A 19148-nucleotide genomic window follows, 5' to 3' on the forward strand; every position below is an offset into this window, starting at 1 on the left:
CTACCTTCCTGGTGCTTATAGCGCTACGGAACCACACCGACCCCATCCCGAACTCGGAGGTGAAACGTAGCTGCGGCGAAGATAGTTGGTGGGTAGCTGCCTGCTAAAATAGCTCAGTGCCAGGATATATATTATTTAATATATAGAAAAAGCCTCTTGTCTGAACTGGCAAGGGGCTTTTTCTATATTAAGCAACCACAGAGATTAAAATAGATTAAATCATTAGCATGGGTGTTGGGTTAACCAATAAGTAATAACTTAAGTAATAACTGAGGACTAAAAGCAATAATTCATATTACTTTATTGAGCGATCAAAACTATAAATTTTCTGAGTTGTTAAATTCTCACACACTGAAGATGGTCGCTTCGTAAAGGGAAACTTCTCTCGGTCTAAAAGTATTTGTAAACTTGTCAGTGGATCGTGTCCAGAAGAGACTAGAAATTCCAAGCATCTTAGCTCAGGCCATTCAATCACGCTGTCTAAAATATTAGCGATCGCATTTACATAGGGATGCTGACTGGATTGGTACCAATCTAGTGCTGCTAGCTCAGGCTGATCAAAGCCCAAGTGTACGATTAAAGCAGGTTTCTCAAAAACTGCGGACGCTACAGGTCTTGACTCCTCCTGCAATAATAAGTTTTGGCTATGAGCTAGAGACCTTAACTTTTCTAAACGCTCATAACGTTCTGTCACCTGCTGGGGCTGGTCTTGCCAATGAATCGCTACCGTAACTAGATAGGTCTGCAACAGCAGATGACCCAGCTTCTGTGCTTTAGTTGCCAGATAGCTAGAATTGTAGTCATTAGCTTCAATCAACAATGGGACCCGACCCACTACCTCCAATCCATAACCTTTTAAACCAGCGATTTTGCGAGGATTATTGGTAATCAAGCAAATTTTCTTAACTCCTAAATCATTGAGAATTTGTGCTCCCATGCCATAGTCTCGCAGGTCAGCAGGGAATCCCAAACGTTCATTTGCTTCTACGGTATCCAGTCCCATATCTTGTAAGGAATAGGCTTTCAACTTATTCACCAAACCAATCCCTCGGCCTTCTTGCCGCAAATAAACCACGACTCCCTGACCGGAATTCTCAATCATTTTCAGAGCCGTTTGTAGTTGCATTCGACAGTCACAGCGCAGAGAGCCCAACGCATCTCCCGTTAAACATTCTGAGTGCATCCGCACCATCACTTGATGCTCTTTGAACTGAGTCGGGTCTCCTTTTACAATGGCAACATGCTCCGAGTGATCTAAGGTGTTGCGGTAAGCGTAAATCTGGAAATTCCCAAAACTACTGGGTAATTGGGCAACGGATTCTCGAAAAACAAAGCGGTCATGTTTGAGGCGGTAACTGATTAAATCAGCAATACTGATAATTTTGAGTTGATGCTTATTGGCATACTCAATCAACTCTGGCAAGCGAGCCATGGAGCCATCAGCATTCTGAATTTCACAGATCACACCCGCTGGGTATAAACCTGCAAGTCTTGATAAGTCAACCCCTGCTTCCGTATGACCAGCCCGTTTCAATACCCCTCCCTTTCTAGCACGGAGGGGAAAAATGTGACCAGGTCGTCGCAAATCACTGGGTTTCGTTACTGGGTTGATCGCAAACTGGATAGTACGAGCACGGTCTTCAGCCGAGATACCAGTCGTCACCCCTAAGTGGGGTGCTGCATCAATGCTCACGGTAAACGCTGTCTGGTTAGTGTCCGTGTTGTTACTCACCATTAGCGGAAGGTCTAGAGCATCCAAGCGCTCCCCTGTCATCGCCAGACAAATCAACCCTCGTGCTTCCACTGCCATGAAATTAATCATGTCAGGGGTAGCAAATTGTGCAGCACAAATTAGGTCTCCTTCGTTTTCCCGATTTTCATCATCAACCACCACCACTGCGTGACCTGATTTCAGGTCTGCCAGAGCATCATCAATGCTATCAAACTTATACACATCAGTTTTCGTGGATTCCACTTGTTTGCTGCTTTTGTTTAATTTAATGAATGGGCTTGAAATCAATGGGACCATGATCCTAGCTCATTTTCCCAAGTTTGACACTTGACGCTTAGGTGAGATGGGTGCATCTCAATGCCTGAAATTAGGCAAAAATTCCCCCGAAAATTCCCACACTTCCCACGCGCCCCCGCCCCTCTCCCCAGACTTCCCAAACTTCCCTTCTTTTTTACAAAAATGAGATGCACCCGGTTAGATGTTCTTGGTCACTAGTATAGTCTATCGAAGTGCGGCGGCTTGCTTGGTGATAGACCACGCTTTTAATCACCAGAAGCAGGTTCCGATGTCAGCGCCTTGTGATTTGGTAAATTACCTAAGCATTCAGGCGTCAGGTATCAGCTAAGGTGCTACTTGAGGTGCTGCTTGAGGTGCTTTTGAATGAAACAGGTAAGTCTTCGTTTAATATCAGTTCCCTCCCCTGAGCGAGGAATTTATAGTCTTTGGCTTTGAGTCCGTTGAACTCCTCAGCCGGATAGCTTGTTTTAAGCTGACCCCTAAGGGCTGATAGCTGAATGCTTACGAAATCACAACTGGTCTTGTGGCACTAAAATGTTGCCAATAACTGAGGGATTAGGGTACACTTATTAAGTTTTTACGATCCGTTGCTAGGGGATAATTTTTGTTAGTGATCGGATTGACTAACAAATGTGGCAGCTGCACAAATAGTGCTAAAACAGGACGTAGAAAAGCGAGCCACTGTGCCCAAGACAGTGGATGAAAATACCTGTGGAGAGGGTCTGACAGGGACTGAGGTTGTTCTTGGTCTAGTCAAGAGTCCCGCAAGCAGGTGTATACTCAGCCCCAAGGTTGAGAATCTCCCACTGAGCTAGCAATTAGCCTTTAGTGGGGGAGGATGTGAAAGCTCTTACGGTACTGCTCCAGGCTGAAAGCCCCGTGTTTTTAAACCGGGTCAGAAGTTACCGCAAAAATAAGGCAGCCTTTATGGTTGGTCGGCTATGGGTAAAAGGGTTAAAACTTTATGATTAAGGCCAGAGACGAAACCTTAGGAGAGTGGAGCCTTTATGGTTAGTCGGTTATGGGTAAAAGGGTTAAAACTTTATGATTAAGGCTCCACTCTCCTTACGGTAACTTCAAACCTTATTTTAAGGTTTCGTCTCCGGGATGAAAGCCAGGTAGCGACTAAAGTCGCCTAGATGCAATTCCATTAAAAAGGTTGACAATACTTGTGCGCTAGAGTATTATTTAGATATGGGTACAGGCTGAAAATCCGTTCGCGTAGCGTCGCCTTTGGCGATGGCACAACCGGGTCAGAGACCCGCAATTGTTTGACCTTAAAGAAGAAATGCCCGGAGGGTAGGGAAAGTCCTCTTTAAAAACCCAATCATCAACTAACAATTGGTGTGTGAACCCAGCAAAGATACGACCTGAGAAAAGAGAATGGTACGGCGGGGTTAGAAGTTACCGTAAGAAGAGTGGAGCCTTTAAGGGTTACAGGCTATGCATAGAAGGGTTAAAACTTTTTTATTAAGGCTCCACTCTTCTAAGGTTTCGTCTCCGGCACGCCGAAACCAAGTGAAACAGGAAAGTAACGGACTTTATAAGGCACTTTTGCTGAAAGTAACTAAACGCTATCGCGAGACTAGCCCGCTGGGTCTTTCGTGAACTGACTAGAATCTTGGTCTCGACGGGATTCAGGTTTAGATATTGCCATTTGGACACGGAGGTTTAAGGCCGGTCGTAGATCTAGGAATCCCCGTCTTTTTAAAGCGGGGAGTGTCAACCTATAGGAAAGGAACATGATGGGGGATTTAGAACGCCTACCAGTAGGCATAATTGGTGCTTCTGGTTATGGTGGCGTACAACTTGTAAGGCTCTTGATGGATCACCCAGGAGTCGATATAGTTTATTTGGGTGGAGAAAGCAGTGCTGGCAAGGGATTTGCCGAGCTTTACCCTCATCTAGGCCATCGTGTTAATTTAACCATTGAGCCTATTGACATAAATACTATTGTATCCCGTTGTCAGGTAGTGTTTCTGTCCTTGCCTAACGGTTTAGCCCATAAGCTAGCACCATCACTGTTATCAAAAGGATTAAAAGTTCTCGATCTCTCAGCTGACTATCGATTTAGTAAACTTGAAACTTACAAAAGCTGGTACGGTGGAGAGCGCCACGACCAAGAAACCGCTGCTACTGCTGTTTATGGTTTACCGGAACTGTATCGCGATCGCATTTCCTCTGCCCAATTAGTCGCTTGTCCTGGTTGCTACGTCACCAGCAGCCTACTCGCCCTTGCTCCCCTGCTCAAACAGGGTCTGATTATTCCAGACACTGCCATTATCGATGCTAAATCTGGCACCTCTGGGGGTGGACGCAAGGCAAAAACCAATCTCTTACTAGCAGAAGCCGACAGCTCTCTAGCCCCTTATGGCGTGACCCATCACCGCCATACCCCAGAAATTGAGCAAATTTGCAGTCATTTAGCCAGTCATGAAGTCAGGGTGCAATTTACACCCCACCTCGTTCCCATGGTACGGGGAATCCTAGCTACCGTTTATGCCACATTGCAGGATCCGGGACTAGTCAGGGAAGATTTATTCACCATTTACACAGCCTTTTACCGCGCCTCTCCCTTTGTCCGCGTGTTACCCAGTGGCACCTATCCCCAAACCAAGTGGGCTTGTGGCACTAATCTTTGTTACATAGGGGTAGAAGTCGATAGCCGAACTGACCGAGTTATCGTCATGTCAGTCATCGACAACTTGCTCAAAGGTCAAGCTGGTCAAGCTGTACAGTGTTTGAATCTGATGATGGGTTGGGACGAAACCCTAGGCTTGCCTCAACTGAGTTTTTATCCGTGAATCGGTTGTGGGACGGATGTGCAGAAGATACCAGAAGTAGGGGGAGATAGGAAAAAACCATTCTTCCCACACTCCCCACCAAATAACCTTGGCCAAAGGCCACGGAATCGCGTTCAACCTTCAACCTTCAACCTTGGCCAAAGGCAACGCAATCGCGTTCAACCTCCAACCTCCAACCTCCAACCTTCAACCTTGGCCAAAGGCCACGGAATCGCGTTCAACCTCCAACCTTCAACCTTCAACCTTCAACCTCCTAACCTCCTAACCTCCTAACCTTCAACCCTGACACAGCGGGCCCATGCCACAAGTTCCAGCATAAATGGCGCGATCGCCTAATTCATCTTCAATCCGCAGCAACTGGTTATACTTAGCCACCCGTTCACTACGGCACAGTGAACCTGTTTTAATTTGACCGGCACGAGTAGCAACAGCAAGATCAGCAATAGTAGTATCTTCGGTTTCCCCAGAACGGTGACTAATCACGGAACGGAAACCGTTGCGAGTTGCTAAGTCAATGGTTTCAAGAGTTTCGGTCAAGGAACCAATTTGATTGAGCTTAATCAAGATCGAGTTACCCGCACCGACATCAATACCTTTTTGTAGCCTGGTGGGATTGGTAACAAATAGGTCATCACCCACTAACTGAATACGGGAACCCAGTTTTTCAGTGAGCAACTGCCAATTACTCCAATCCTCTTCGTGGAGTCCATCTTCAATAGAAACAATGGGGTATTGCCCCACCAACTCAGCTAGATAGTTAACAAACTCCTCTGGGGAGTGAGATGCGCCATCATAGACATACTGAGCATCTTTGTAGAACTCGCTCGCGGCCACATCCATGGCTAAAGCGATTTGTTCCCCTGGCTTATACCCAGATGTTTCTATAGCGGCAATCAATAAGTCTAGCGCTTCTTTATTTGACCCCAAGTTGGGAGCAAAGCCACCTTCATCTCCCACACCGGTAAGCAATTTTTTCTCTTTCAAAACCTTAGCCAAGGCGGCAAAAACCTCAGCTCCCCAGCGCAGAGCCTCTCGAAATGACTGTGCTCCCACTGGTACAATCATGAATTCCTGAAAATCCACATTATTATCCGCATGAGCACCACCGTTGATTACATTCATCAACGGAACTGGTAGTAGATTAGCTAGTGGTCCGCCTAAGTAGCGGTAGAGGGGGAGTCCTTTACTGGCCGCCGCCGCCTTAGCTGTAGCTAGGGAAATCGCTAAGATGGCATTTGCTCCCATATTCTTTTTGTTGGCGGAACCATCCCGATGAATCATCTTGTGATCAACCAACATTTGGTTGAGAGCATCGTTTTCCAATAGCTCCGGGGCGAGTTTTTCTTTGATATTCGATACTGCTTTGAGTACCCCTTTACCACCGTAGCGACGGGGATCATTATCTCGTAGTTCATGGGCTTCAAAAGTACCAGTAGAAGCACCACTGGGAACTTGGGCAATTCCCACGGCACCGTTAACAAGGCGCACTTGGGCTTCTACTGTCGGACGTCCACGAGAATCTAATATCTCTCTGGCATCAATTGCCGCAATTGCAGTTTCTGATTTAGTCAACATGCTTTTTCCTCTAATTATCTAAAGATTGCAACTGCCTTAATCGTTAAATCGCTCTAGGAAAAGAAAGGAATGTCACTTCTTTTCAATCTCCTAGTTAATCAATGATGTCAGCCATCTCAGCCCTTAGGAGCTGTGAGCTATCCGCTATTAGCTATCAGCTTAAGCGCTACGCGCACGCTACGGGAACAGCCATGGTTGAAAAGCTGACTCCTTGGTGGTTATAACTGGGTACTGATAACTTAATGCTTACGATGAGATTGTGCCACTTTAAGGTCTGGAACATCAACACTACACAGTTTTCTATACCTAGAGTATTGTTGATATAATCGCCCTAAATATTTCGACCATACTAATGGTGATATGGCTCACGAAAATTGCTGAAAATAATCACAATTATTTTAGAGTTGGCTCACAACAAACCAAAATTATTTTAAATAAGCTAGGGGAAGACTAGTTAAGATGACTAGGGTTTCGGGACTCTTACTGACCTGTTGTTAAGGGCAATAATATCATCTATGATTTCCTCCCCACTTCATAAATTTGTGTTTAGACCAGCATTGATTTCAGCAACAGTATTTGCTGCGCTGACGTTACCCGTAGGCTGGTTCGGTGCTAAGCCAATATCCATTAAAGTACAGGAGGAGCAACTATTCTACGGTCATGTGCGAGATGCGGCAACGCCTTACCTTACCTTGGCAACGGTGATTAGCCTGGGAGGTGGTATGGCCAGTGTAGCTATAGCAGGATGGCAAAAGTCTGCTCAACAATCATCGCAACTTCAGTCACAGCTATCAGATCTAGCACAACAAATTCAGAAAAAGGAAGAATTATTAGAAAAACTTAGGCTTTCAGAATCCCAGCAGAACCTTCCTCAACACAAGCCTTTAGACAATCAGATAGACAATCAGATAGACAATCAGATAGACAATCAGATAGACAATCAGATAGACAATCAGACATCGCCACAGCAGCCAATTAACTATACCGTCTATACTAGTTCTAGCTTCGAGTCAAACCGTGAACCACTGGTTACTAAGAGTGGGTCGAGAGAATATCAACCAGCCCCTAAATCTGTGATGAAGGTGCCAGCCAAAACCTTTGAGTACAAGCGATTGGCCGTAGGCCACGCTACGCGAATGCAAACTGGTGTGGGTAATAGTCAAACCCATACTGGGCTTGAATCCCATTCTGAAGTAGTATCATTACCATCGGAAGATATTCAGCAACTTCAAAGTCAGTTGCAACAGGTCAAAGCTCAGATGACAGCGATGCAAAAGGTTTTGCACAAGCAACACTTTGTATCTACTTGAACACCAACGTTATGTCTAGCCCATCACCCATCGACCCTCAAACCCCATCGGGATTGGCCGTTGGCCACCCTAAGCGATCAGAATTTGAGCTAAATCTGCTCAAACAGGAATATTTTTTCCTGCAAACTACTGTAGAAGATTACAACAAACAAATCTGGGTGATTAAAGCCTTGGGGATTACGGCCACTGGTGTGGTTGTGCGCATGGTCTTAAAAGAAAAACAGAATAGCATTGCCCTGATTGGGTGTGCTATTCCCCTGTTCTTCTGGATTCTAGAAAGTCAGTGGAAGCACTTCCAGCGCGGTTTCTATCCCCGTTTGGTAGAAATTGAGGAAATTTTGACTCAGGAGTTTAACTTGCGCAGTCCAGCTATTTTTACTGGCTGGAGTCGTACCTTTAAGCGCAGTAATATTCCCAAACGCCAAGGCTATCTTTGGGATGGTTTATTAAACCGTAGCGTTTGCATTACTTATCTGTTAGAAATTGGCTTTCTTTTGGTATTATCGTTAATTAGGTTTTAGGAATTAGAAGTGTTGAACAGGGAACAGCGGATCTGGGAACAGGGAATCGGGAATCGGGAATCGGGAATCGGGAAGAAATGGTTCCCTAGTGTGGCGATTATAAATGAGTATAAAATAATTGCTCGGAAGCTTACTAAGTAAGGCTTTTAGTGATTTAAAAAAGCAATTTTCATAAAAATTGCTTTTTATTGTATTGATACAGTACCTTTGTGGAATCCCTTGCTATTTAAGGGGTAATCGCTCATTTAAACTAGTTATTGAGTATAATCAGTCTAGGATAGGCATTGATCATAACACCTAAAAACACTCAGATCTTTTTCCTACTGTTCCCAGATCCGCTGCTCCCTGTTCCCTAAAACCCAGGACGAAATACCTCAGCCAATTGAGAACTGCTACATATGCGTGTAATCATCCAACGAGTCAAATCCTCCCAAGTCGAAGTAGAAACAACAGTGATTGGGAAAATAGGGCGAGGGCTTAACCTACTAGTCGGTATTGCGGATACTGATACGGAAGCTGAATTAGACTGGATGGTGCGAAAGTGTCTAGACTTAAGGCTATTTCCAGACGAGACTACTGGTAATGACCGTTGGGAAAAGTCCGTGCAGGATATAGGTGGTGAGCTATTGGTGGTTAGCCAGTTTACCCTTTATGGAGATTGTCGCAAAGGACGTCGCCCTTCCTTTAGTCAGTCCGCTGCTCCAGAATACGCTAGGGCATTATATCAACTATTTGTGGATAAGTTACGGATGAGTGGGTTGCGGGTAGAAACTGGTGAGTTTGGTGCTATGATGGAGGTTTGTATAGAGAATGATGGTCCTGTGACACTGTTGTTGGAGAAAGAGGCATTAGTGCGCTAAGGGAACAGGGAACAGGGAACAGGGAGTGTGGGAAGTTTGGGGAGATGGGGAGATGGGGAGATGGGAAACATTTTTATAGCGTTTATCATACTGACGAGGTACAGTAAATTTTCGTCTTACACCGACTCCCGATTCCCGACTCCCGACTCCCGACTCCCTACAAGTCAATGGAATAATAATCCAAACTACCAAGTCCTGGACCCTGAGTCCACCGTGAATCAGGTTTCCAAGCACCATTTTCTTCTTCCCGGCGGCGAGTGTAGACAGTAAGCTGATTATCGTTAATTTTCAGTAGATTATATTGCCAGGGATAAGCGGATCGTAGTTCAAAGGTCGGTGCGCTAAAGGTGCCAGCACAAATTCCATGGAGTTTGCGCCCATCTCGGCTGAGGTCGTAAGGGAAAAGGCTGGCTTGGGCTTTGTGGATGTGCCCGTGGAGGAACAAACGGAATCCAGCAACAGCGAGTTGTTGCATGAAGCCTTGGTCGGTAATCCTATCGCTTCCGTCACTATTCAGGGGATGGTGCCAAACGGCTATTTTCAGGCAGTTGACGTAGTCTGGGTTACGGCGAATCTTGGTCAGGGCCTTGCTCAGAGCACCTGGGTGGATGCTAGCACGGGCTCTGAAGTGGTGATCCAGTTGCCAAGCAGAGTTTAGTCCTAGGATCAGCAAGTTTTGCTCTGGGAAATGGTCGATAATGGCTTGCTCGTCATAGTCTAGGGAATAGGCTTGACCTTTGATAGCTTGATAGAATTGGCTGAAGTGGGCAAAGCGTTGTTGGTATTTGGTATCATCTCGAACCCAAATCGCTCGTGGACTTTCTTCGATGTAGTGACCCTCTTCGAGTTTACCTTGGTATTTTTTGCGATCGCGTAAATCATAAGCGTCTTCTGATAGTTCCCAGTTCAGGTCATGGTTACCGGGAACTAGAACAATTTGCTTCGGGTCTAGGGGAAACTCTTGGCGGAAGTTGTGGAGAAACTGTTGTGCGGCCTGGTATTCTTCTGTAGTGGAATAATTAGCGATATCACCCGATAGGATAAGAGCATCAAGGTGAGGGATGTCAAGGTCTTGGGTGAGGTCTTGAGCCAGTTGGTTTGACCAAAGGGTAGCTTGGTCAAGGGTGGTGATGTGGAGGTCCGAGAGGTGGAGGATGTATATGGTTTTAGTGGCAATGAATTTGGGAGGATCGGCTTTGGGAGTGGGTTTGGGACAATAGATTGGGTTGTAGACTTGGTAGCGCTGTTGAATGGCGCTAAGAACATTTATAGTGTCATAAAAATTGATGACATTACTAGTTGCTGCTAAATCTGCCTTGTTAAGGAGATTAATCAGTTTAGTAATAGTGGTTTCTCGAGCAATTTTTCTCAGAGCTTTTCCCGCCATTATCCGTACAGATGACCATTCATCATCAAGACATTTAATTAATGGGTCAATCGGTACTTGTTCACCTATTTTATATAAAGCAAATGCCGCACTAAAACGCACAGCTTTGTGTTCATCATCAAGGCATTTAATTAACGGATAAATGAACCTTTTTTTTCCAATATCTCCTAGAGTGTTTGCTGCAAATATACGCACAACAATATTTGGGTTATTTAGGCATTTCAGCAACTTATTAATTCCTGATTTTTTCCCCATTTTTACCAAAGCAAATGCCGCACTATACTGCACCAAATAGTCGTCATCATCAAGGCATTTAATTAACGGGTCTATCGTGGTTTCTGTCCTCATGTTAGCCAGAGCAGATGCTGCTATTCTCCGGACAATACAGTCGTCATCATCAAGGCATTTAATTAACGGCTGAATTGCCTCTTCTGTACCCATTTCACCCAGAGTTCTTGCCGCCATCCTCCGCACAGATGATTCTGGATAATCCAAATATTCAACTAACGGCTCAATTGCTACTTCTATCCGCATTTTTACCATAGCGAATGCCGCACTTGAATGCACAAAATAATTATCATTATCTAGCCATTTAGTTAACGGATCAATCACTGCTTCTTTCCCTATTTTACCCAGAGCATCTGCTGCACTTGTACGCACAAAATCATTGTGATAATTCAGGCATTTAATTAACGGTTGAATCGCCGCTTCTGTCCTAATTTTACCCAAAGCATCTGCCGCACTTATGCGCACAGATGAGTCCTTATCATCCAGGCATTTAATTAACGGTTTAATCGTGGCTTTTGTCCTAATTTTACCCAGAGCATCGACTGCACTTCTACGGACAGATGAGTCCTTATCATCAAGGCATTTAATTAAGGATTCAATCGTGGCTTCTGTCCCAATTTTGCCCAGAGCATCTACCGCACTTCTACGCACATCTGAATCATCATCATCCTCCTCCAGGCATTTAACTAAAGGGTTAATCGTGGCTTTTCTACCAATTTTACCCAGAGCTTCTGCTGCACTTCTCCGCACAGATGAGTCGTTATCATAAAGGCATTTCATTAAAGGCTCAATCGTGGCTTCTGTGCCAATTTTTTCTAGAGCTTCTGCCGCCCTTATGCGAACAGATGAATCGTCATCATCTAGGAATTTAATTAAACGGTTAATCGTGGCTTTTATTCCAATTTTTTCCAGAGCATATACCGCCATAATACCCACAGAAGAGTCGTCATCATCCAAGCATTTAGTTAACTCAGGTATCGCTCTATCTGATTCAGTTATTCCCAACAGCTCAACCTTAAGTAACTTCGGAATCTCTAACTGAGCCACCAACCCAACAGTCTGCTCCTGAAACTCTGGTTTTACTGCTCCTGCTAATCTCGCTCCCAGTTGCCAATCCACTGCTAATCCTAACCTTACCACCCGCTGGGCTTCGGCTTCATTATCTACCAATTGCAGCATCAAAACCAGAGATTCTGTCCACTTCAAATAATTGAGATAGTTCTGTTGCAACTCCTGATCACTAAGACGTGGTAATTGCTTCAATAAATATTCTGCTGTATAGTATTCTTGGATCAGTTGGTGTCGAAACTCAATCAAATCTCCTGATTGTTGAATCAAGTGATAGTTGAGTAAGTCCTTTAGCCACGTCCTAGCGCGAACATCAGGATCGGTAAAATTATTATGACGTAGATAGTCAGTTAAAATTTCCTGGGCTTTTGTTTTGGGAATAGCAACGGTAATCTCTTTGGGATTATCCCCTGTTGTCATCACAAACCCTAACTGTTGCAGCAGGTCTGGCCAAAATTCTCTTGATTCCTCGGAAACGTTAACATCTTGCTTGATTTTTTCCGAATAGAACTGGGTAAATGAGCGAAACACTAACCCCAGATTGGACGGTATCTCTCCCTTATTTTGAAATAGGGAACATAACATCATCAATAGTAGAGGAGTTTCCCCAAGCTCCCGTAAGCGATTGCCCAATTGGTTAAGCATTTGCTCCCCCTGTTGTGGCAAATACTTTCGGACAAACTCCGACATTTGGGCTGCACTCAAGGGTTGCATTTCCAACTTCTTTTCAATCCCTAAGTCACCACCAACTCCTAAATCCCTAGTGGTGAAAATCATGGGAGTAGTCTTCTGGTATTTCTGCCGAAACTTAGTCAAATCCAGGCGTGCTGCTTCTGACGGTAGCTCGTTTACGCCATCGATCAGTAGCAAGAATTGTCGATCAAACAGTAGTTTTTCGATCTCCTTCGAGTCCAGCGGTTGACCAAGATGGCTTTCTAGGAAATGCTTCACTAACTCCAACACGGATGTCTGGTAATATCGCAGTTCCACCAGTACTGGAATTTTGTCTTGTATCCCTTCATCCCCCAACAATCGCACTAAGGCTGTGGATTTACCGGACCCCGGACGTCCCACCAGTAAAACATGCTCCGCAGCATACTTCCGCAATCCTGCCAGCACAGGCAACCGCTCAGTTTCTTCCCGATTTTCGTCTATTTGTGGCTGCTCGGACTTGATGGTTTGCACCATCAGGTCAAAGTTAAACAGCCCAGGGGTTGCTTGCTGCTCCTTGCGCTTGCGGTCTTCGACATCGGTCAGGGTATAAACGTGCCACCATTGGGCGTACTCTTGACGGATTGATGCTAGATAGGGATCCCAAGTGACCATCTTAAAGGTTGAAGGTTAATTGGTTGAAGGTTGAAGGTTGAAGGTTGAAGGGAACAGGGAGTAGGGAATCGGGAATCGGGAATCGGGAATCGGGAATCGAGAATCGGGAGTGGGAAAATGCGATCGCTAAATGAACTGTAGAATAATCAACTCTATTCTAGACACAAGAAGCTCGTAAACTCTGCCAGGTCTAGTGGCCGGAACCCCAAACCCGACCTTGATCAGAATTCGAGGGATAGCGCTGGGTTCTCAATTATATTTCAGATATCAAAGCAAAATGCTATAGCAATTCTGATACTCATCAGGTAAACAGGATTTCTTCCCGATTCCCGATTCCCGACTCCCGATTCCCGTTCCCCTCCTGGGAGGGGTTAGGGGTGGGTTCCGATTCCCTACTCCCTACTCCCTACTCCCTACTCCCTACTCCCTACTCCCTACTCCCTCTAACAACTGCTATACAATAGAACGGAATTGGCTGATTCAACAGGAGACACTAAGCTAATGCGAATGCTACACACAATGCTGCGAGTCGGCAATCTTGAGGAATCGATCAAGTTTTACTGCGATGTCCTAGGCATGAAGCTGCTCCGTCAGAAGGACTTTCCAGGGGGAAAATTTACCTTAGCATTTGTAGGCTACGGGGATGAATCTGACAACACAGTTATTGAACTAACTTATAACTGGGGGGTTGATCAGTACAACATCGGGGATGCTTTCGGTCATATTGCTCTTGGTGTAGACGATATCTACCAAACCTGCGACCAAATTAAATCTCTTGGTGGTAAGGTAGTGCGGGAGCCAGGACCGATGAAGCACGGTTCAACAGTGATTGCTTTTGTGGAAGACCCGAGTGGATACAAGATTGAACTGATCCAGCGCAAAGATCAGGAGTCTGCCCAGAAACCAGAAGCAACAGCAGTAGCTGGGTAATAACTATCGGGAGTCGGGAGTCGGGAATCGGGAATCGGGAATCGGGAGTCGGAATAAGAAAATTGAATCTAGCTGGTAAGTATGGGAAACCCTATAAAAATGTTTCCCATCTCCCCATCTCCCTATCCTCATAAGGGTAGGTTTTTTACAAAGGGGCGAGTAGGTACTTTGATTGTCTTGATGCAGTCGCTCATGGGGGAAACCCCCAAGACCGCGCTGCATCGCTACGTATAAATTCCTAAAAATATGTATCAAAAGACACACTAGTTGCCGGGATAATTCTCCCCATTTCCCGCTCTTCCCCTCCTGGGAGGGGTTAGGGGTGGGTTCCGATTCCCGACTCCCGATTCCCGACTCCCGATTCCCGACTCCCGACCCAAATGTAAAAAACCTACCCCTGTGAGATCTCCCTATCTCCCCATCTCCCTATCTCCCCATCTCCCCACACTCTTACCCCTGTTCCCTATTCCCTTTGAAAAATGATCCCTCAAGCATCTACAACAAAAGGCTGGGCGAATGCGATCGCAAAACCGGCAACAGAATTTCCGCCTACTGCCCTCCCGGTCATCTCTGGCAAAATCCCAGAAGGGTTGCGAGGTTCTCTGTATAGAAATGGTCCTGCACGGTTAGAGCGAGGTGGTGTACCGGTTGGACATTGGTTTGATGGTGATGGAGCAATTTTAGCAGTACATTTTACCCCTGCTGGTGCCACAGGAGTTTATCGCTACGTCCAAACCTCTGGCTATCAAGCAGAAGCTGCTGCTGAGAAATTACTGTACCCCAACTATGGCATGACAACACCAGGACCAATCTGGAAACGCTGGAGTAAGCCAGTTAAAAATGCTGCCAATACCTCAGTGCTACCATTACCTGATAAATTGTTAGCCCTCTGGGAAGGTGGTCATCCCCATGCCTTAGACCTGCAGACCTTAGAAACCAGAGGCACTGATGACTTATCTGGCCTAGGCAAAGGAGCAAGCTTTTCTGCCCATCCCAAGATTGATCCCAAAACTGGAGAGATTTTCAACTTTGGACTGACCCCTGAACTTAATAGCAGACTCAACATTTACAAGAGCAACTCCACTGGCAAAATTATCCAACAAGGGTCAGTACAGCTAGAGGGTTTCCCCTTCATCCATGATTTTGTCCTCGCAGGGCAGTATCTAGTATTTTTTGTACCCCCAGTGCGAGTGAATTTCCTGAAAGTAGCTCTGGGTTGGTGCAGCTATGGTGATGCTATGGAGTGGCACCCAAATAAGTCAACCCAAATTATTATCGTAGATTGTGACAGCCTTAGTGAAGTCAGTCGCGGTGAAGCTGAACCCTGGTATCAGTGGCACTTCAGCAATGGCTATGTGGAGAAAGATGGCTTGATCGTGATTGATTTTGTCCGTTATGGTGACTTTCAGACCAATCAGTATTTGAAAGAAGTTCCCACTGGTCAAACTAAAACCAAAGCGAAAGGAACCCTGTGGCAAGCCCGACTCAATCCTGACACTGGTCAGGTAGTGCAGTTACAACAGTTGTTCGATAGAAGCTGTGAATTTCCTGTGGTGCCGCAACAGCGAGTAGGACAATTCTCATCTCATACTTATCTATCACTACATCGCGAAGTCGTCGATATTAGTAAAGAATTGCATGGTGCAATTGGATGTTTTGAGCACAAAACTGGCACCTTGATTGTCGCTGATTTAGGGGAAAATCGCTATCCCTCGGAACCCGTTTATGCACCGGATAGCCTGAATCATGACCAGGGTTGGATATTAACAGTTGTGTATGACGGAAATTCTGATACCAGTGAAGTGATGGTATTTAGTAGAAACACCCTAAATCAAGAACCTATATGTCGTCTGGGATTACCAAAGGTTATCCCCTTCAGCTTTCATGGTCAGTGGAAATCCAGGTAGTAATATTTTTAATTTACCTGATAAATTAACCTGAACTGTAGCTATTAATTAATGCAGTATATAGCCATTTTTTTAAGGATAAAGGATTTCAATTTAAACAATCAGAAGTATCTCGTCGTCCGGTTCCTGGAGGACAACTTTCCTCCTCTAAAGCTAGTAATTGCTGTTCAACAGAATCAGACTGGTATCCCTTTCGAAAACTAGACTTACCTAGGTAAAAATTAATACCAACAGTAACTAGTAGAGTAGATAACAAGATATAGCTTTTAAAACCCATTGTGGTGACCTTGCTCAAAGTTTATACTCATTACTTCAAAACTTTCCCAGCAAAATCAGCAAAAAAAGTCAATAAATAGAAAAGGATTGTTTATAAGATAAAATCAACGTTTTTTTGCTAAAACAAATAATTGATTAACTTATTTTTATAAAAATTAAAACGATAATTTTAGGGATATTTGAAATAGTTTAAAAGTTAAAATACGTGTATTTACGGATACTATTAAATAGTTAAACCAGGTAAAGTAAGCATAAAAAAATCTGGTTAATATAGCGTTTATCAGAGTAATGAAATACACAGGATTTGTTCCCTACGCCCTACTCCGAAGCTCCCTGCTCCCTACGCCCTACTCCCTGCTGCCTTTGAGAAATTCTATAGATAAATTCACCTTTGCCATAGGGATCAGAAAAAGGAGTAGGTTTGAAAATTTATAATTAGAGGAGATCCCCTGATCCAATCCTTAGCTGTTTAACGTAAGATGACCTCATTTCCCCGCCGCTACCATATCACCACCTTTGGCTGCCAGATGAACAAAGCCGACTCCGAGCGGATGGCTGGCATCCTGGAGGATATGGGCTTCCAGTGGTCAGAAAATCCCAACGAGGCTGACTTAATTCTCTACAACACCTGCACGATTCGAGATAATGCTGAGCAAAAGGTTTATTCCTACCTAGGAAGACAGGCAAAGCGCAAACACCAACAACCAGACCTGACCCTGGTAGTAGCGGGTTGTGTGGCACAACAGGAGGGAGAAGCACTGCTGCGGCGAGTTCCAGAAGTTGATTTAGTCATGGGACCGCAACACGCCAATCGTTTGGGGGATTTGCTAGACCAGGTATTTGATGGCAACCAGCTAGTTGCTACAGAACCAATTCATATTGTTGAAGACATTACTAAACCAAGACGGGACAGCAGCATTAGCGCCTGGGTAAATATAATTTATGGTTGTAACGAACGCTGCACCTACTGTGTAGTCCCCAATGTCCGAGGTTTAGAGCAATCCCGTACCCCAGAAGCAATTCGGGCAGAAATGGAGGAGTTAGGACGGCAAGGGTATAAGGAAGTCACCCTGTTGGGACAAAATATTGATGCTTACGGACGTGACTTACCAGGAGTGACTGAATCGGGGCGGCATCAGCACACCTTGACAGATTTACTGTATTATGTTTCCAATGTCCCAGGGATTGAGCGGCTCCGTTTTGCTACTAGTCACCCACGCTACTTTACAGAACGGCTAATCCGCGCTTGTCACGAGTTGCCGGAAGTGTGCGAACATTTCCACATTCCCTTCCAATCTGGGGATAACGATATTCTCAAAGCTATGGCACGGGGCTATACCCACCAGAAATATCGCCGTATTATTAATACCATTCGGGACTATATGCCCGATGCGTCCATTAGTGCCGATGCGATTGTGGGCTTTCCTGGGGAAACGGAAGCACAATTTGAGAATACCCTAAAACTAGTAGATGATATTGGCTTTGACCAGCTCAATACCGCTGCCTATTCTCCTCGTCCTGGCACACCAGCCGCATTGTGGGAAAATCAACTCCCTGAGCAGGTCAAATGCGATCGCCTTCAACGTCTTAACCACCTAGTTGCGGTAAAAGCAGCTGAGCGATCGCAACGTTATCTGGGACGGATTGAGGAAGTGTTGGTAGAAGACCAAAATCCCAAAGACAAGACTCAAGTGATGGGCAGAACCAAAGGAAATCGTCTCACGTTCTTCACTGGGGATATTAATCACCTGAAAGGGGAGCTAGTTCTAGTTAAAATTACCGAAGCTCGTGCCTTTAGCTTGACTGGTGAGCGAGTAGAGGAATAGGGAATAGGGAGTCGGGAGTCGGGAGTCGGTAGTCGGGAGTCGGGAGTTGGGAGTCGGGCGGGGGTAGGTAAACTACCCTGATCAGGTAGTTTACCTACCCCCTTAAAAATAGAAACTGAAACTATAGCAGTCGAAGTAAAGCTTAAAACATAATTTCTGCTCCCAGATCCGCTGTTTCCTATTCCCGATTCCCGATTCCCGATTCCCGATTCCCGATTCCCGATTCCCGATTCCCGATTCCCGATTCCCTGTTCCCTTTAAACCAAAAACTATGTCCTAAACTATACTTCCGCTATAGATATTTCCTAATCTTCCCGCTGGAAGAAGCAAACCACATCCCGTATGTAAAAATCGTTATAGAGGTCGCCAGCAGAGGGGTTTGGCAAATCTACGGCCTCAACCTCCAGCTCATTATCCCCATCCTTCAGGATTCCAGCACCAATGTTAATGATTTGGGTAAACCAATGATTGGGATTAGCTCCCTGGTAGGAGTAGATCTTACCGACACTTTTATCATTGATTTTGACCTCTGCATCACTGTCGGTTGCTGTCAATCCCTTAACCATCAACATCAGGATGGCAGCGCCGCCCTTGTAGCGTCCCTCTGTGTTGAAAGTCTTTTTCCAGAGGCTAGCACCACCATCGCCAATTCTGCGATTGATATCTCCCTGGATCACCACAAAGTTACCGGTGACTAGTTTAGTAGAAGCAGTTGCTTTCTGTTCCATACCTTGTTGCCTTCTTGTTTGTAATTATCTACTTATATCAAGTTATACGCTAGTTGGTAAGCATATGCGCTACTTGAGGTGCTACTTGATATGCAATCAGCTATCAGCTTATGGGCTATGGGCACGCTTTTGTCAATTGTTTAAACGTTATAAAACTCCCCCAAGCCGAAAACCCCGTCTCAAAGCGAGCGGGGATGAAGGCTGGCAGCGACTTTAGTCGCCGTGAAAAAAATATTCCGTGCGAGCAATCCCTCGCACGGAATATTAGTCTGAGTATTGTAGAATAAAATAGAAGCGGTTGAGGTCGAAACTG

17 protein-coding genes and 1 rRNA gene are annotated in these 19148 nt (G+C 45.2%); 12 read left to right on the forward strand and 6 right to left on the reverse strand.

The genetic code is table 11. The annotated features are described in order from the left end of the window. The first annotated feature begins 7 nt into the window (after window positions 1-7). Window positions 8-125, forward strand: a 5S ribosomal RNA gene (gene rrf, locus F6K53_RS14585). A gap of 170 nt (window positions 126-295) precedes the next feature. On the opposite strand, the gene ribBA is transcribed toward rrf, so the two are convergent. Beyond that, complete coding sequence (gene ribBA, locus F6K53_RS14590) at window positions 296-1975, reverse strand: bifunctional 3,4-dihydroxy-2-butanone-4-phosphate synthase/GTP cyclohydrolase II (protein WP_293072106.1); 1680 nt, start codon at window positions 1973-1975, stop codon at window positions 296-298. Between the two features lie 1799 nt (window positions 1976-3774). Here ribBA and argC point away from each other — a divergent pair. Both argC and F6K53_RS14600 read left to right on the forward strand, forming a co-directional pair. After that, window positions 3775-4833, forward strand: a complete 1059-nt coding sequence (gene argC / locus F6K53_RS14595; RefSeq protein ID WP_293029155.1) for an N-acetyl-gamma-glutamyl-phosphate reductase — start codon at window positions 3775-3777, stop codon at window positions 4831-4833. An 18-nt stretch (window positions 4834-4851) separates the two neighbouring features. Further along, window positions 4852-5106, forward strand: a complete 255-nt coding sequence (locus F6K53_RS14600; protein ID WP_293072105.1) for a hypothetical protein — start codon at window positions 4852-4854, stop codon at window positions 5104-5106. 3 nt (window positions 5107-5109) lie between these two features. Here F6K53_RS14600 and eno read toward each other — a convergent pair whose 3' ends face one another. Continuing rightward, entirely contained in the window at window positions 5110-6408 is a 1299-nt protein-coding gene (gene eno, locus F6K53_RS14605; protein ID WP_293046852.1) for a phosphopyruvate hydratase, read from the reverse strand. Between the two features lie 101 nt (window positions 6409-6509). Between eno and F6K53_RS14610 the strand changes: the two genes are divergently transcribed. The 5 genes from F6K53_RS14610 (at window position 6510) to dtd (ending at window position 9099) form a co-directional block, all read left to right on the forward strand. Then, window positions 6510-6632 carry a hypothetical protein gene (locus tag F6K53_RS14610; protein WP_269087016.1) on the forward strand — a complete coding sequence of 41 codons (123 nt, stop codon included), beginning with the start codon at window positions 6510-6512 and terminating at the stop codon, window positions 6630-6632. A 291-nt stretch (window positions 6633-6923) separates the two neighbouring features. Further along, window positions 6924-7718, forward strand: coding sequence for a hypothetical protein (locus tag F6K53_RS14615; RefSeq protein ID WP_293072104.1), 795 nt, complete (start codon window positions 6924-6926; stop codon window positions 7716-7718). Beyond that, complete coding sequence (locus F6K53_RS14620; protein ID WP_293081201.1) at window positions 7715-8239, forward strand: hypothetical protein; 525 nt, start codon at window positions 7715-7717, stop codon at window positions 8237-8239. The genes F6K53_RS14615 and F6K53_RS14620 overlap by 4 nt, the downstream gene beginning before the upstream one ends. A gap of 12 nt (window positions 8240-8251) precedes the next feature. Next, a complete protein-coding gene (locus F6K53_RS14625) occupies window positions 8252-8380 on the forward strand; it encodes a hypothetical protein (RefSeq protein WP_293072103.1) in 129 nt (42 codons plus the stop codon). 257 nt (window positions 8381-8637) lie between these two features. Then, window positions 8638-9099, forward strand: coding sequence for a D-aminoacyl-tRNA deacylase (dtd, locus tag F6K53_RS14630; protein ID WP_293029133.1), 462 nt, complete (start codon window positions 8638-8640; stop codon window positions 9097-9099). Here dtd and F6K53_RS14635 read toward each other — a convergent pair. Both F6K53_RS14635 and F6K53_RS14640 read right to left on the reverse strand, forming a co-directional pair. After that, window positions 9088-9267, reverse strand: coding sequence for a hypothetical protein (locus tag F6K53_RS14635; RefSeq protein WP_293081204.1), 180 nt, complete (start codon window positions 9265-9267; stop codon window positions 9088-9090). The two genes, dtd and F6K53_RS14635, sit on opposite strands and share 12 nt — an antisense overlap. Then, window positions 9257-13168 (reverse strand): HEAT repeat domain-containing protein, encoded by a 3912-nt coding sequence (locus F6K53_RS14640; protein ID WP_293072151.1) that lies wholly within the window; start codon window positions 13166-13168, stop codon window positions 9257-9259. The genes F6K53_RS14635 and F6K53_RS14640 overlap by 11 nt, the downstream gene beginning before the upstream one ends. A gap of 501 nt (window positions 13169-13669) precedes the next feature. Between F6K53_RS14640 and gloA the strand changes: the two genes are divergently transcribed. Beyond that, a complete protein-coding gene (gene gloA, locus F6K53_RS14645) occupies window positions 13670-14098 on the forward strand; it encodes a lactoylglutathione lyase (RefSeq protein ID WP_293072152.1) in 429 nt (142 codons plus the stop codon). A 3-nt stretch (window positions 14099-14101) separates the two neighbouring features. Here the strand turns inward: gloA and F6K53_RS14650 are convergent, their stop codons facing one another. Then, window positions 14102-14320 (reverse strand): hypothetical protein, encoded by a 219-nt coding sequence (locus F6K53_RS14650; protein ID WP_293072153.1) that lies wholly within the window; start codon window positions 14318-14320, stop codon window positions 14102-14104. Window positions 14321-14577: 257 nt separating this feature from the next. On the opposite strand from F6K53_RS14650, the gene F6K53_RS14655 reads away from it, so the two are divergent. The 3 genes from F6K53_RS14655 (at window position 14578) to miaB (ending at window position 18107) form a co-directional block, all read left to right on the forward strand. After that, on the forward strand, window positions 14578-16005 hold the full coding sequence (locus F6K53_RS14655) for a carotenoid oxygenase family protein (protein ID WP_293072154.1): 1428 nt from the start codon (window positions 14578-14580) through the stop codon (window positions 16003-16005). A gap of 564 nt (window positions 16006-16569) precedes the next feature. Next, window positions 16570-16716, forward strand: coding sequence for a hypothetical protein (locus tag F6K53_RS14660; protein WP_293019759.1), 147 nt, complete (start codon window positions 16570-16572; stop codon window positions 16714-16716). A gap of 44 nt (window positions 16717-16760) precedes the next feature. After that, window positions 16761-18107: a tRNA (N6-isopentenyl adenosine(37)-C2)-methylthiotransferase MiaB gene (gene miaB / locus F6K53_RS14665; protein WP_293019760.1), complete on the forward strand. Its 1347-nt coding sequence runs from the start codon at window positions 16761-16763 to the stop codon at window positions 18105-18107. A gap of 305 nt (window positions 18108-18412) precedes the next feature. On the opposite strand, the gene F6K53_RS14670 is transcribed toward miaB, so the two are convergent. Next, window positions 18413-18835 carry a hypothetical protein gene (locus F6K53_RS14670; RefSeq protein WP_293043285.1) on the reverse strand — a complete coding sequence of 141 codons (423 nt, stop codon included), beginning with the start codon at window positions 18833-18835 and terminating at the stop codon, window positions 18413-18415. Window positions 18836-19148: the final 313 nt, after the last annotated feature.

This window comes from Moorena sp. SIO4A1 (assembly GCF_010672065.1).
In the GTDB taxonomy this organism is placed as follows: Bacteria; Cyanobacteriota; Cyanobacteriia; order Cyanobacteriales; family Coleofasciculaceae; genus Moorena.